The 16356-nt window shown below is 36.4% G+C and carries 10 protein-coding genes; 7 read left to right on the top strand and 3 right to left on the bottom strand.

All coding sequences use genetic code 11. The annotated features are described in order from the left end of the window. Positions 1 to 75: 75 nt before the first annotated feature. The 7 genes from HJ01_RS04950 (at position 76) to acs (ending at position 10576) form a co-directional block, all read left to right on the top strand. Positions 76 to 1314 carry a hypothetical protein gene (locus HJ01_RS04950; protein ID WP_007137217.1) on the top strand — a complete coding sequence of 413 codons (1239 nt, stop codon included), beginning with the start codon at positions 76 to 78 and terminating at the stop codon, positions 1312 to 1314. Between the two features lie 27 nt (positions 1315 to 1341). After that, positions 1342 to 1602 (top strand): DUF4212 domain-containing protein, encoded by a 261-nt coding sequence (locus HJ01_RS04945; RefSeq protein ID WP_007137216.1) that lies wholly within the window; start codon positions 1342 to 1344, stop codon positions 1600 to 1602. A gap of 28 nt (positions 1603 to 1630) precedes the next feature. Further along, positions 1631 to 3382 (top strand): sodium:solute symporter family protein, encoded by a 1752-nt coding sequence (locus HJ01_RS04940; protein WP_007137215.1) that lies wholly within the window; start codon positions 1631 to 1633, stop codon positions 3380 to 3382. 273 nt (positions 3383 to 3655) lie between these two features. Next, positions 3656 to 6358 (top strand): sensor histidine kinase, encoded by a 2703-nt coding sequence (locus tag HJ01_RS04935; protein WP_007137214.1) that lies wholly within the window; start codon positions 3656 to 3658, stop codon positions 6356 to 6358. 2 nt (positions 6359 to 6360) lie between these two features. Continuing rightward, positions 6361 to 6723 carry a response regulator transcription factor gene (locus HJ01_RS04930; RefSeq protein WP_007137213.1) on the top strand — a complete coding sequence of 121 codons (363 nt, stop codon included), beginning with the start codon at positions 6361 to 6363 and terminating at the stop codon, positions 6721 to 6723. An 18-nt stretch (positions 6724 to 6741) separates the two neighbouring features. Continuing rightward, positions 6742 to 8649 (top strand): AMP-binding protein, encoded by a 1908-nt coding sequence (locus HJ01_RS04925; protein ID WP_007137212.1) that lies wholly within the window; start codon positions 6742 to 6744, stop codon positions 8647 to 8649. Positions 8650 to 8668: 19 nt separating this feature from the next. Further along, positions 8669 to 10576: an acetate--CoA ligase gene (gene acs, locus HJ01_RS04920; RefSeq protein WP_007137211.1), complete on the top strand. Its 1908-nt coding sequence runs from the start codon at positions 8669 to 8671 to the stop codon at positions 10574 to 10576. Positions 10577 to 10688: 112 nt separating this feature from the next. On the opposite strand, the gene HJ01_RS04915 is transcribed toward acs, so the two are convergent. From HJ01_RS04915 to HJ01_RS04905, 3 genes are all read right to left on the bottom strand, one after another. Further along, entirely contained in the window at positions 10689 to 13574 is a 2886-nt protein-coding gene (locus HJ01_RS04915) for an alpha-amylase family glycosyl hydrolase (RefSeq protein WP_007137210.1), read from the bottom strand. Between the two features lie 67 nt (positions 13575 to 13641). Continuing rightward, positions 13642 to 14733 carry a SusE domain-containing protein gene (locus HJ01_RS04910; protein ID WP_007137209.1) on the bottom strand — a complete coding sequence of 364 codons (1092 nt, stop codon included), beginning with the start codon at positions 14731 to 14733 and terminating at the stop codon, positions 13642 to 13644. Between the two features lie 21 nt (positions 14734 to 14754). After that, positions 14755 to 16347, bottom strand: a complete 1593-nt coding sequence (locus HJ01_RS04905) for a RagB/SusD family nutrient uptake outer membrane protein (RefSeq protein WP_007137208.1) — start codon at positions 16345 to 16347, stop codon at positions 14755 to 14757. Between the last annotated feature and the right edge of the window lie 9 nt (positions 16348 to 16356).

Below are 16356 nucleotides of genomic sequence, written 5' to 3'. Positions count from 1 at the left end.
TTTTTTTCTTAACAAAAAATTAGACTTTGGCACTATTAAAACTAACCATTTTACTAACCAAAAACTTAATTTATCATGAAAAAAATTTATTTGATTGCAGTCATGCTGCTGTTCACTTTAAAAGGCTTTTCTCAAGGTTCACCCGATTACGGTGCCGGAATGAAATTCAATTTGAATGAAGATGGTTCAAAGTACCTTAGAGTAATATCTTGGGCACAGATATGGGGGCAATACAATTCTGACCGCCCTTTAGACGGAAACGGCAACGAACAAGCCGACTTAGACTTCAGTGTCAGAAGAGCTCGCGTATTGATGTATGCGCAAATCAATAAAGACTTCTTAATTGTAACCCATTTTGGACTTAACAGTTTAAACGTAGATACGATGAGTCCAACAGGAAAAGGGGATGGTTCCCAACTATTCATGCATGATGCTTATGTGCAATACAGTCTAGGAAAGGACAATGCAGTTGGAGGAGGATTACATTATTGGAACGGAATCTCTCGTTTAAATAATCAAAGTACCTTAAACTTAATGACCTTAGACAACCAAAGACAAGCATGGGCAACATTAGGTTTATCTGATCAATTTGCAAGACATATTGGAGCATTCGCAAAAGGTACTTTTGGTAAATTTCAATATCGCGTTGCTATAAACGGGGCATCTACAAATAATTTACAAGCTTCTACAACACCTGTAAACAATGGTCCAGCAACTTACACTGGTGCCAGATTATTAGGCTCAAAAGAAGCTGGAAGAACATACGCTGGTTATTTTGAATATGGCTTTTTAGATTCTGAAAGCAACTTTTTACCTTATAAAGTGGGTACTTATTTAGGAACAAAAAAGGTATTCAACATTGGAGCGGGTTTCTTTTCACACCCTAATGGATCTGTACTTGCTGATGCCGCTGGAAACTTAAGAGGTGAGAATGTGACCATTTTTGGACTTGATGCTTTTTATGACGTCCCTGTAGGGACAAAAGGTGCTGCCCTAACAGCATACGCCTTATATCAAAACACTGATTACGGAAAAGATTACAGACTAGGAACTACTTATGAAACAGGGTCAATGGTTCATGCACACCTTGGTTATGTACTTCCAGGAAAATCAAAAACACGTTTCCAACCTTATGTTTCTTACGACGAAAGACAAATAGATGCTTTAAATGATAATGCTTCTCAATTGGGTATTGGTGCTAATGCATTTTTCAGCGGACATAATTCTAAGCTGACGTTAGAGTACCAAACTTTAAAATATGCCACTAACAAATCGGTAAACACGATTACTTTGCAAGCAATGATTTATCTATAACCAACTAACCTTTTTTACTACACTATTATGAGCGATAAACAAGACAAAGCCACAGCATATTGGAAGGAAAACCTAAGATACCTTCTGATTTTATTAAGCATTTGGTTTGCGGTTTCTTATGGAGCCGGAATCCTTTTCAAAACAGCATTAGACTCTATTAAATTAGGTGGTTTCCCACTCGGTTTTTGGTTTGCACAACAAGGTTCAATTTATGCATTTGTCATACTGATATTTGTTTATGTTCGATTGATGAACAAATTAGACAAAAAATACGGCTACGACGAATAATATCAAAACTATAAAAAATTAAAATATCATGGATTTACAAACTTGGACCTATATTATTGTTGGGATAACATTTGCCCTCTATATTGGAATTGCAATCTGGTCACGCGCCGGATCAACTAAAGAATTTTATGTTGCAGGAGGAGAGATTTCTCCATTAGCAAACGGAATGGCAACAGCTGCTGACTGGATGAGTGCAGCGTCTTTCATCTCGATGGCCGGTATCATTTCCTTTGATGGTTATGACGGTGCTGTTTACTTAATGGGCTGGACCGGTGGCTATGTACTGCTTGCTCTTTTACTTGCGCCATATCTTCGAAAATTTGGGAAATTTACAGTGCCTGATTTCATTGGAGAACGTTATTACTCTAATACTGCAAGAACGGTTGCTGTAATATGCGCTTTAGTTGTTTCTTTTACTTACGTAGCAGGACAAATGCGTGGAGTAGGATTAGTATTTTCTAAATTTTTAGAAGTTGACATTAACACAGGTGTTATTATAGGAATGATCATCGTTTTGTTCTATGCCACTTTAGGTGGAATGAAGGGGATTACTTATACCCAAGTAGCGCAGTATTGTGTCTTAATATTTGCTTTCATGGTTCCGGCTATCTTTATTTCTATTCAAATGACTGGTAATCCGGTTCCTCAATTAGGAATGGGAGGAAAAGTTTTAGGAACTGATACTTATTTGTTAGATAAACTAAACGGTCTTTCTACAGATCTTGGATTTTCAGTATACACAAACGGAACAAAATCAATGGTTGATGTCTTTGCAATTACATTAGCCTTAATGGTAGGTACTGCAGGATTACCACACGTAATTGTTCGCTTTTTTACCGTAAAAAGAGTAAAAGATGCAAGAAAATCAGCTGGATACGCATTAGTTTTAATTGCTATTTTATACACTACCGCTCCCGCTATTGCTGTTTTTGCTAAAACTAATTTGATTGAAACGGTAAACGGAAAAGAGTATTCTTCTATGCCAGCTTGGTTTACTAAATGGGAAACTACAGGCCTATTAGAATTTGAAGATAAAAATGGAGATGGTAAAATTCAATATTACAACGACAACTCTAAAGACGCTGCCTTTTTAGCAAGCCAAGAGGCAAAAGGAAATAAAGGAAGTGAGCTGACTATTGATAAAGACATCATGGTACTAGCTAATCCTGAAATTGCAGACTTACCTAATTGGGTTATTGCATTAGTAGCAGCCGGAGCATTAGCTGCTGCGTTATCTACTGCCGCAGGTTTACTATTAGTTATTTCAGCTTCAGTATCTCACGATATCATCAAGAAAATGATTAACCCAAACATCTCTGAGAAAAATGAGCTTTGGGCTGCTCGTGGAGCTGCTGCAGTTGCAGTAATCATTGCAGGTTATTTCGGAATTAATCCCCCTGGCTTTGTCGCCGCCGTTGTCGCACTTGCTTTTGGATTAGCTGCTGCTTCTCTATTCCCAGCAATTATTCTTGGGATTTTTGATAAAAAAATGAATAAGGAAGGTGCTATAGCAGGTATGATTACAGGATTGCTATTGATGCTTTTCTATATGTTGAAATTCAAATTTGGCCTTTTTGATGGTGGAAAAGACGCGGTAGCTGGCTTGAAAGAAAGCTGGTGGTTCGGAATATCCCCTGAAGGTTTCGGAACGATTGCTATGATTGTAAACTTTGCAGTTGCTTTTGCAGTGAAAAGTTTCACTCCTGCTCCTCCCCAAGATGTCCAAGACATTGTTGAACACATTAGAATACCCTCTGGTGCTGGTGAAGCAACACATTAGAATACCATTAAACTCAAAATAAAACCAATTACTTATTTAGTATTCAATCTCTACATTTATTTGTAGAGATTGTTTATTTTCATTCCATGAAAAAGAGACACGAACAAAAACTAGTTATACTTTCATTACTAATGTTATTAGGATTGAACATACCACTATTGTTGTTATTTGACAGTTCAAAGCCCCTTTTCGGCTTTCCAATTGTGTATATCTATATTTTTTCGGGATGGTTATTTTCAATTGCCATTACATACCTTATCATAAAGAAATATTATGAGTAGCGTAGGACTTTTACTGATTCTGTTTCTCTATGTATCAATCCTTTTTTACATAGCACATTGGGCTGAAAAAAAGCGCCATTCTAAATGGACAAACAATCCCTATATTTATTCCCTATCATTAGCTGTATATTGCACTGCTTGGACTTATTACGGAAGCATTGGTGTAGCTGCAGATTCTGGATTAAGCTATTTAACAATATATTTAGGCCCAATCATAATTATCCCTACCTGGATGATTATCCTAAAAAGAATTATCCGAATTTCGAGAGTAAATAAAATCTCCAGTATTGCAGATTTCATTTCTTTACGATACGGAAATAGTCGTTTTTTGGGAGCATTGGTTACCTTAATTTGTGTTTTTGGTATCTTACCTTACATCTCTTTACAACTAAAATCGATTTCAGATACCTTCTATATTGTCACCAAAACTCAATATAGCTCAAACATTTTTTCTGACACCACCACTTATGTTTGCATTGCGCTCGCCTTATTCGCATCCTATTACGGGACAAAATATGTCGATGCCTCAGAAAAAAGAAGCGGAATCGTCACCGCAGTTGCAATGGAATCAATTTTAAAATTGGTTTTCTTTTTGATCATCGGAATTTATGTGACCTATTTTGTATTTGATGGTTTTGGCGACATCTATACTAAAGCAGCAGTCCTAAAGGATTTCGACAAAAAAAATACAATTGGCGATTTAACAAATGGAATTAATTGGCTCTTCCTTTGTATTTTATCCACATTCGCCATTTTTCTTTTACCAAGACAATTTCACACTGCCATTGTTGAAAACAATAAAGAAACACATATCCGAACAGCTATTTGGCTTTTCCCATTGTATTTGTTACTATTTAATCTTTTTGTTTTCCCAATTGCTTGGGGAGGAAACATCTTATTTGAAGGGCAAGGACTAAATTCAGACACCTACTCTCTTTTGATTCCGCAACACTTCAATAATAACGTCCTTACGGTTATTGTGTTTCTTGGTGGCTTTTCAGCAGCAATATCTATGATTATTGTTTCTTCAATTGCCTTGGCGACCATGTTAAGCAACAACCTTTTGATTCCGTATGGTTTTATTGGCGCTCTGCAAAACAAATCGTCTGAAAAGAACCGTAAACGAATTGTAAACAGCAGAAAAATTGGTATTTTCTCCCTTATTATATTGGCTTATGCGATATACCGTATTTTTATTTTAGATTATTCTTTAGTATCAATTGGCTTAGTTTCTTTTGTGTTAATAGCGCAATTGGCTCCCGCATTTTTCGGCGCTTTATTTTGGAAAAGAGGCTCAAAAAAGGGAGCTGTTACAGGAATTATTCTTGGATTTTCGATAAGTCTTTATACCCTTTTAATTCCTTATGCGATTGGGGTTACAAAATCTACCAGTACGTTTATAAAAAATGGACCTTGGGGAATCGAACTGTTAAAACCGTTTCATCTTTTTGGTTTGGACTATTTAGAACCTATAACCCATGCTTTTTTCTGGAGTTTGTTCGTCAACACAATTAGCTTCCTTGCCATTTCAGTAAGTTTCAAAGGAAATTACAGAGAACGCAATTATGCCGAAATGTTTGTGGACATAGACAAATACATCACCAACCATGAAAATGCCTTTGTATGGAAAGGAACCGCATATATATCTGACATTCAAAAAGTATTGCAACGCTTCCTTGGTGAGGAAAGAACTAAGCGAGCATTAGGCATATTCAATTTAAAATATAACATTGATAAAAACATTGCCACTGCCGATCCCCGATTTATAAAATTTGCCGAAAATCTATTGACGGGTCATATTGGGACGGCCTCCGCCAAAATTTTAATATCGAGCGTAGCCAAGGAAGACAAGATCAGCCTGCCTGAAGTGCTTCGCATCCTGGAGGAATCAAAAGAGAATATTATCATCAACAAAAAACTGACAGACACTTCGAATGAACTAAAAAAAATATCAGAACAGTTAAAAAATGCCAATCAGGAATTAATCAATAAAGACATTCAAAAAGATGAATTTCTGGACACGGTGACCCATGAATTAAGAACACCAATTACTGCTATTCGCGCAGCAACTGAAATCCTACATGATGATGACGATGATATTCCAAAAGAAGTTAGAAAGCAGTTTCTAAAAAGTATTATATCCGAATCAGATCGTTTGAATCGTTTGATTGACAAAATTCTGGATTTAGAGAAATTCGAAACAGGAAAACAGAAACTTTATCTGTCAAAAAATGACATTACCAAAACCATAGTTAACACTTTAGATTCCGTAAAACAGTTAATTATCAACCAGAACATCACTGTAGAATTTATCAAAACCGAAATAAAAGTCTTTTATGACGAGGAGAGAATCATTCAGGTAATTCATAACTTATTATCAAATGCTATTAAATTCTGTTCAAAAACGGATGGAAAAATAACCATTTCGATAATTGACAAAAAAGACGTTATAAAAGTAAGCATTCACAATAATGGAGCAGGAATTAAGGCTGACGATTTTGAACCCATTTTTGATAAATTTTATCAATCACGTGACCAAAACGTAAAGAAACCAATTGGAAGCGGGCTAGGACTTGCCATTTGTAAACAAATCATAGAACATCATAAAGGTAAAATTTGGGTAGAAAGCACACCGCAAAAAGGGGCAACTTTTATTTTTACCTTACCTAATTATAATACAACCGAAAACGAATAGAGATGAATAAAATTTTAATTGTAGATGACGAGCCTAATATTGTTATGTCACTTGAATATACGTTCAAAAAAAACAATTTTGAAGTATTCATTGCTCGTGACGGACAAGAAGCATTAGACATTCTGAACAACCAGCTTCCCGATGTCATAATCCTAGATGTGATGATGCCCATGGTTGATGGTTTTGCCACATTGGAACAAATAAAAAAAGACGAACGATTGCAACATTGTAAAGTCATCTTTCTTTCTGCTAAGAATAAGGAAAAGGATATTGAAAAAGGACTCTCATTAGGTGCAAATTTATATGTGGTCAAGCCCTTCTCCTTAAAAAAATTAGTAGAACAAGTACAAAACCTAATTCAATAATTTAGAATTTCCAAAATCATGAATTACAAAGATTTTTACACGAGTAGTATTAATCAACCCGAAAAATTTTGGGCTGAACAAGCAGACGCAATTGAGTGGTACAACAAACCAGAAATAATTTTATCGAAAGATCAAAATGGATACCCGCTTTGGTACAAAGACGGAGAGTTGAACATTTGCTATTTAGCATTAGACAAACACATACAAGATGGATATGGTGATCAAGTAGCCTTAATTTATGATTCCCCAGTTACCCAAACCGTGAAAAAATACACTTTTTCAGAAGTTAAGTCCGAAGTGGCGAAACTTGCTGGAGGCATGCAATCTTTGGGATTAAAAAAAGGAGACACAGCAGTAATCTATATGCCTATGATTCCCCAAGCTGCCTTTGCAATGTTAGCTTGTGCCAGAATTGGAGTGACTCATTCAGTTGTTTTTGGTGGCTTTGCCCCTCATGAATTAGCAATCAGAATTGACGACTGCAAACCGCGCCTAATTATAACCGCTTCTTCAGGAATTGAAGTGGACCGTTTAATCACTTATAAACCATTAGTGGACGAAGCCATTGAACTAGCGTCCCACCGACCTAAAAAAGTGATTGTTCTCAACAGGAAATTAGGAGCACGAGTTCCGTTTAAAAAGTATGATGTTGATTATGATGCTTTAGTCTATGGTTCTGAGGAAGTTCCTTGTGTTCCACTGAATACCACGCACCCTTTATATATCCTTTACACCTCAGGAACAACTGGAAAACCAAAAGGAGTGGTTCGAGACACTGGTGGTTGTGCTGTTGCCCTAAAATTTTCCATGCAACACATTTATAATGTAAAAGAAGATGACGTTTTCTGGGCAGCCTCTGATGTGGGCTGGGTTGTTGGACACAGTTTTATTGTTTATGGCCCATTAATCAATAGAAATGCTACCGTTATTTTTGAAGGCAAACCGATAAAAACACCTGATGCAAGCACCTTTTGGAGAGTTATTTCAGAGCACAAAGTAAACGCGATGTTTACTGCTCCTACCGCAATTCGTGCCATCAAAAAAGAAGATCCTAATGGAGATTTCATAAAAAAATACGATTTGAGTTCTTTAAAAACACAGTTTTTAGCTGGAGAACGTTGCGATATTGCCACATTAGAATGGTATGCAGAACATATTCCTGTTCCTGCGATCGACCATTGGTGGCAAACGGAATCTGGCTGGCCTATGATAGCTAACATGATGGGAGTTGAACAGCTGCCCATAAAACGAGGTTCGGTGGGGAAAGCGGTTTGTGGCTATGACATCAAAATATTTGACGAAGAAGGAACTGAAGTTGGCCCTAATGAACAAGGATATGTGGTCATTAAATTACCACTACCTCCCGGAACATTACTTGATTTATGGAACGACAACCCTCGATTTAAAGCTGGTTATCTAGAGCAATTCCCCGGATATTACTTCTCTGGTGATGGTGGCTATAAAGATGATGATGATTATATTTTTATAACAGGCAGAGTAGATGATGTTATAAACGTAGCAGGACACCGTCTTTCTACGTCAGAAATGGAAGAAATTGTATCTTCGCATAATTCGGTTGCTGAGTGCGCCGTAATTGGGATAAATGATGCGCTAAAAGGACAAACTCCATTGGCTTTGGTGGTAACCAAATTAAACGATTCCATTGAACATTTCCAATTGGAACAGGAAATCATACAATTAGTCCGGCAACAAATTGGCGCGGTTGCTTCCTTACGAAATGTAGTCATCGTAGAACGCCTACCCAAAACACGTTCAGGAAAAACTCTTAGAAAATTAATGCGCAGTATTGCTGATGGTGATGACTACCAAATCCCATCAACTATCGACGATGAAGCCATTGTTGAAGAGATCGCCTCCGTTTTGGAAAAATATGAAATTGGAACTTATAATAAAAAACAACACTAACTATATTAAATCATAAGCCATGAGTCGTTATAAAATAAATAACTTAGAAGAATACTTTAAAGAATACAAAAAATCAGTTCGTGAGCCTAAAAAATTCTGGGACAAAATCGCATCGGAAAACTTTACTTGGTACCAAGAGTGGGACAAAGTAGTAGACTTTAATATGGCTGAAGCCGAAATCAAATGGTTTGTCGATGCAAAAGTGAATATCACTAAAAACTGTATTGACAGACATCTTGCAAAAAAAGGTGACAAAACAGCCATCATATTTGAGCCAAATGACCCAAACGAAGAAGCATTACACATCTCTTACACTGAGTTGCATCAACGTGTTTGTAAAATGGCAAATGTTTTAATAGAACAAGGCATCCAAAAAGGAGATCGCGTTTGCATTTATTTACCAATGATACCTGAGTTGGCTATTGCAACTTTAGCTTGTGCTAGAATTGGTGCTATCCATTCCGTAGTTTTTGCAGGATTTTCAGCCTCTGCAGTAACTACAAGAATAAATGACAGTGATTGCAAAATGGTAATCACATCAGATGGCGGATACCGCGGTAATAAAACTATAGATTTAAAAGGGATAATTGATGAAGCATTAGTAAACACTCCTTGCGTCGAAAAAGTATTAGTAGTAAAGAGGACTAATTCTGTAATAAATATGAAGGACGGACGTGACCACTGGTTACAACCGCTTTTAGATGATGCATCAGATAATAATGCAGCGGAAATAATGGATGCTGAAGACCCATTGTTTATCCTATACACTTCCGGTTCAACCGGGAAACCAAAAGGAATGGTACATACTACTGCAGGATATATGGTGTATACCGCCTATACCTTCAAAAATGTATTTAATTACGAGGACAATGATATTTTCTGGTGTACTGCTGATATTGGCTGGATAACAGGACACTCCTATATTCTATACGGGCCATTGTTAAACGGAGCAACAACAGTTATTTTTGAAGGAGTTCCATCCTATCCTGACTTTAGTCGCTTTTGGGAAATTATCGAAAAACACAATGTAAATCAATTCTATACTGCCCCTACTGCTATTCGTGCGTTAGCAAAAGAAAGCTTAGACTACGTACAAAAATTTCAATTAAAATCCCTAAAGGTGATTGGCTCTGTGGGAGAACCTATTAATGAAGAAGCCTGGCACTGGTATAATGATCATGTAGGTGATAAAAGATGTCCCGTGGTAGATACCTGGTGGCAAACAGAAACTGGAGGTATTATGATCTCGCCAATTCCCTTTGTAACACCTACAAAACCAACCTATGCTACTTTACCATTACCAGGAATTCAACCGGTATTAATGGATGAAAAACGAAATGAAATTGAAGACAATCAAGTAGTTGGATCACTATGTATTAAATTTCCATGGCCGGGAATTGCAAGAACTATTTGGGGAGATCATAAAAGATATAAAGAGACTTATTTTACTGCCTTTCCAGGCAAATATTTCACTGGTGACGGCGCTTTACGTGACGAAGTAGGATATTACAGAATTACAGGGCGCGTAGACGATGTGGTGATTGTTTCTGGCCATAATCTAGGAACCGCTCCTATAGAAGACGCCATAAATGAACATCCGGCAGTCGCCGAATCAGCAATTGTAGGATTTCCTCATGACATAAAAGGAAATGCATTATACGGTTATGTTATATTAAAGGAAACTGGTGAATCTCGTGACAGAGAGAATTTAATGAAAGAAATTAACCAACAAGTTTCTAACCAAATTGGGCCCATTGCCAAATTAGATAAAATTCAGTTTGTTTCTGGCTTACCAAAAACACGTTCTGGAAAAATTATGCGTAGAATACTTCGTAAGATAGCCGAGGGTGACTATTCAAATTTTGGTGATACCTCAACACTATTGAATCCCGAAATTGTGGAAGAAATTAAAAATGGTAAAATTTAATTTTAGTTTTTATTTGTAGTTAAAAGCTGCTTCATTCGTGAAGCAGCTTTTTTTTAAACGAAAAAGTTGTCCTTACCAGGGACAACTTTTTACAAACAAACTAACAAACTAACTACTTTTTAACAAACTTCATCACTTGAAGTTCATCATCATCATTATATGCTTTTACAACGTAAATACCGTAACTTAAATCACTCACGTTAAATTGATGCGACGCAGTCTGACTCCCTTTAAAGCTTTTTATCAATTGACCAGTAACAGAATATATTTGGACTTTAGAAGACGCCATATTTAAAGTAAAATAATTAGTTGCAGGATTTGGATATAAATAGATTTCGGTTTCTTTTTCAAAATTGGCTATTGCCAAATTAGCGACCTTATTACCATATATTCTAAACTCTCCCGCAGGAATACCAATTGGTGCGTTAACATCAGTAACATTAATCGATGTGTTATCCATCAAGTTATACCAAGTTCCTGTATTAGGAAAACCAGTAGGGACATTTTTAGTGGCCAGATCAAAATTAGCTAATACTAAAACATCTTTCAGTTGGCTTGATGCCAATGAACTATTAGTGATTTTTATCGTAGGTGTTAGTGATGAACTACTGATGGTTGCTATTCCTGAAAAAACAGGTTCTTTAATTTTCATAGTAATCATTTTAGCCCAATCCGTATAAACTTTATTTCGATTGTTATCTGCAAGCCAATTGTTTACCCATTGTGGTTGCGGCTTAGTATCCAATTTACAATCTCCCGCAATAGCATCGATAGAAGTATTTACTGTTCCGTTGTTGCAAGCAAAAATGGAAATATCCCATCCTAGTTCACCAAAATGATAAATCATTTTTGGCCCTGGAACTAACAATGTCACAGCACCTAAAGCAGACATTCTGGAAAGAGCTGTAGCTGGCGTTTTTACATTGTATCCGTTTAGATTAGCACCATACTGTATGTTTTTATACATCAAGCGTTCCTCATCATGACTTTCTGCATAACCCATCAATCTATTCTTTGTAAATCCATGAGCAGTACTACTCATTCTGGAAATGTTATTCTCTGAATTATACCCCATGGTCAACTGATTGTATTGTTCAGTCATTTTACCCCACATCATAATCCCTTTACTAACTGAATCGTCAATTCTATAATTAGCCCATTGTTGTTCCTCTGTATCTGTACCTAAATGCTCAAAAATAGTATAATGTGTAGCATCTAAACTCCAAGAATAATCAGCATATGATTTTAGAACATCTATTCTATCTTGTTGGAATGAATTAGTACAATTATCTTGGCCACCAGCAACACTTGAAGGACATTTTTGCGTAAAGCCTTTAGTTAAATCCCAACGGAATCCATCAATTTTATATTCTTCAATCCATTGCTTAATTACTCTTTTTACATAGTTTTGAGTCCTAAGCTTCTGATGGTTAAAATCGCTTCCTACATTATAACTGTGCATGGCTTCTATATTAAAATACGGATTTTCAGCTGATGGCGAACCCCATCCGTCACCGTCAGGATCATTCATCCACATACGCACCATTGGGTTTCTATCAAAAGCATGATTCAAAGCGACATCAAGAATTACTGCAATCCCATTCTGATGACATACATCTATCAGTTCTTTTAATTTACTTGAAGTTCCGTAAAACTTATCCAAAGCCATATGAAAAGAAGTATTGTACCCCCAACTTTCATTCCCTTCGAATTCCATTACAGGTAATAATTCGATAGCGTTTATTTTTAGATTTTTAAAATAATCCATTTTATCAATTACACTTTGATAACTTCTGGCAGCATCAAAATCACGAACCAAAAGTTCATAAACTACTAACTTATCTTTCTCTGGCTTCACAAAATTTGTGGTAGCGGTGCTCCAAGCGAATGGTGTTTGTCCCGTTTGTAAAACAGTTACTTCTCGTTCTTGTCCTGCTGGATAAACAGGAAGGTTAGGATAACTTACGGCAGGAATATAAGGATCATCATCTGGCGACAAAACCAAAGTCGAATAGGGATCAGCCGTTTTTACCTGCGACGGTGTACCTGAGATCGGTGTGGTATCAACCACCCAATATTGATAGGTATAATTTATATCTGCTGTCAATCCAGTTAGTTCCAACCAAAATTTTCCTGAACTAGGATCTTTTTTCATGGCATAGTTAGTATTTGGCTGCCAAGCATTAAAACTTCCAGCTACGTACACAAAATCTTTTAATGGAGCATCTAAAACTAAAGTAGCTTTAGTGGCATCTGCAGTATTATAATTGACACCATCAAATAAGTCAGAAGGCATTACTGCCGAGATTGTACCTGGATTAAGAATCACACTGAATTTTTTGCTAACTGCTGTTGCTCCTTGGGTAACGACCAATTCATAGTTTTGATTAGCGATTATGTTTGTATGGTTATAACTGTAACTAGAAGTGTTAGCATTTGTATTAATACTTACACCATTAGCCTTTAAATTATAGCTGGCATTACCATTGGTATTATTTGCTACAATATTGAGACTTCCTCCTGAAGCTATAATCGTTGAACTGTTAACTGCCGGAGCGCTTAGATTTGCTTGAAAAATACCAACCTCAGCTAAAATATCTTGTGATTTTTTGTCGCCAGAACCATCTTTAGCTTTTATTAAAAAACCTATTTTTCCAATAGCAGTTGTATTATAGTAGGTTGTAGGCGTAAATGTTTTAGTATACGTATCAGATGCACTATTATAAGTGAATTTACTTGCTTCATCAGATGAAGTCCACGAACCATTTAATGGAGTCCCCTTTTGGTTCGTATCATCAATATCAAAAGCCCAGGCCCACATATATAATGCGTTAGCTGTTACTCCCCAAGCTGCCTCATTAACACTACTGCCATTGACAGTAATTGTAACAGCTGTGCTTTCCTCAAAAGTAGTCGGACTAAATGAATAGGTAACTGTTTGTTGTTGCGCAAAAACAGAGGCTGTTAATAATAAAAATAAGAGTAAAGTTTTTTTCATAGCTTTTTGAATTTATAAAAAAAAGAGGCTATCTGATTCAGATAGCCTCTTCAATATGTTTAATACATTATTCTTGATTTGGTATCATTAAATAACTACCATCTAAATCATTAAAATAAATTACATATTTAGACTTCGCAACAGGAATATTATCCCCTGTTCCTCCTCCTGAAAAAGCTGTTTTACCTCCCCAACTATCATCCCAAAGATTATTTGCTCTGAATTTTGCTTCACCGTCATTTAATATACTAACTCCTAAAGTCCAACTATGAGCATCAAAAGTAGATTTTGTCAAAGCAGTTGAAGCATTCCAACCTCCAGCAGTACTACTTCCAATAATACCAACTGTAGTGAAGATTTTAGTTGTTGTACCAGTATAAGGCACTAAAGTATAAGTCAATGCAGTACTGTCAAAAGTAAACTTGTAATACCCAGCAGTAGCGATTGTAAATTCACCCGCATTACCGTTAACTTCAATGGCTGTTGCACTTGCTCTACCTAATTGAAAATCCCAGCTTCCTTTTTTAGATATTAACTTGAAGTTACCTGCACCAAAGTATCCAGTAAAAGAGTATTTGTTAGCAGCTGAAGTGATTCTAAACATTGGTTGGTGATTCGTATCTGCATTATTATCCCAGCCACCTTGAACTGCTGCACCAATTAGATACCAATCAGTAAATGGATAAGCAATTAAACCAGTATAAGAGTTAACTAAAATACTTAATGGTTTTGCAGAAGTCATTTTTTCAGCACCAGCTAAGCTTGAGATCACTTTCACATCAAAAGAGCTCGCTACTCCTGCAACACCACCTAATTCAACAACGGCTTGATTTAATGTTTTCACACTTACTTCAATTTGTGTCGCACCAGCAGTTCCTCCTAATTCGATTGCTTTAGTAAAGTCACCGCCTTTAACATCAATCATTATTTTATATCCTATTTCAACATCTCCACCGTATGTAGCAGCTGACCAAACAAAACGTTCCGCAACATTATCAGCATTATCTTCCACTAAAGTGTATAATTTATCATTTTGTGGCGCCACCAATTCTGGAGTTTCTATTCCTTGAATTACTGGTCTATCTTGAACGTCTTCAACAGTACAAGACAAAGCAACTACTGCAAATAAAGCAATTATTGATTTTGTTATATTTTTCATTTTTGTTTAGTTTTAATATTATTAATATCCAGGGTTTTGTTGTAGTTTACTATTTGATGACAAAGCATTTGCAGGAATAGGGAATAAATCTCTAAATGATTGTGTTGGCGCTCCTCCAGAAACTCCACCTTTAAAAGGCCATAAATAAGCTCCACCAGTGAATTTACCAAAACGAACTAAATCAGTTCTTCTGTGTCCTTCCCAGTGTAATTCTCTAGCTCTCTCGTCTAGTATAAAATTCAAGGTTAAGTCTCCTGAATTTACAGCAGTTCCAATTGCTCTTGTACGTAAAGCATTAACAAATCCTAAAGCAGTTGTGGCATTTCCGCCAGCACCTCTAACGAAACATTCTGCATACATTAAATACGCATCTGCTAAACGGAAAATAGGAAAATCTGAATCTGAAAAATCTCCAGACTTATCAGAACCTTGTACTCCATTTACAGTTACATTTCTAAACTTTTGAATAGCATATCCATCAGTAAAAGTTCCTATATCTTTAATTTCTTTAGTTTGTCCTTCTGTATAGAACTGTCCACGTCTATCAGTGGTATTCGCAGTAAACTTATCTACAAATGCTGCAGTAGTTCTGACACCAGCCCAACCACCATTGATTCCAAATTCAGCTGCTTTCATGCTTCCACCTACTGGTGCATGCGTCAAGAAAGTAGTTCCTCCATAAGTTTGTGTACGAAGACCATCAAAAGCAATTGCAAAAATGAATTCGTTTTGCGCTCCATTTTTATCATTATCAGCAAAAAACAATTGATTATAATTACTATGCAATGAATAAGGCGAACCAACAATTTTTGTAATTAATGGAACGGCAGCCGCGTAATTGTCAGTACCTATATATACTTTTGCATTCATGTATAATTTAGCTTGTAACATCCAGGCGGCAGCCTGATCTACACGATACGCCTCATTTGTTTTTGGTGCTTTCATTAACGGAGTAATAGCAGTTAACTCTTCATCAACGAATTTGTACAATTCTGCTCTAGTTGCATACTCTGGGTAATAGAAAGTACTTGGCGAATCTTCAGTAACCAATGAACCACCTCCAAATGTATCAATCAAATGCCAGTACGTCATCGCTCTCAAGAAACGCGCTTCAGCTCTATAAACAGCAATTTCTGCTTTTAATGCAGCATCTATTCCTCTAGCCGCCAATTTCTCATCAGTAGTTTGTTTTAAAAACTCATTACAGTTTACAATTTGAAAAGAGAAACGTGCAAAAGTAGCTTCAATAAAACTATCCGAAGAAGTCCATGTTTGAGAATGAAAATCTTTAATAGACCCGTCATTCCATCCAATAACAGCTTCATCAGTTGTCAATTCTTGCATCATCCAGTACCCTCTCACATATTGACTTGTCCCCTCATCAATACCTGAAATATCTGCTTTTCCTGCAGGACCTTGCTGACCTGATGTAGCAAACCCCGCATATAGTTTAGCTAAATTTTGTTTATACGATTCCGGCGAGCTAAAAAACTCTTCACCTGCAACTGAATCTCCGTTATCTGGAGATTGGTTTAAATCATTTGTACATGATGGAAATGTAAGCACCAGCAGGAACAAAGAAATACCCAATAATCGTTTATATATATTTTTCATTTTTCTTAT

The organism is Flavobacterium frigoris PS1, from assembly GCF_000252125.1.
Classification (GTDB): Bacteria; Bacteroidota; Bacteroidia; order Flavobacteriales; family Flavobacteriaceae; genus Flavobacterium; species Flavobacterium frigoris_A.
Note: the sequence above shows the minus strand (reverse complement) of the source record. Positions and strands in the feature narration are given on the sequence as shown.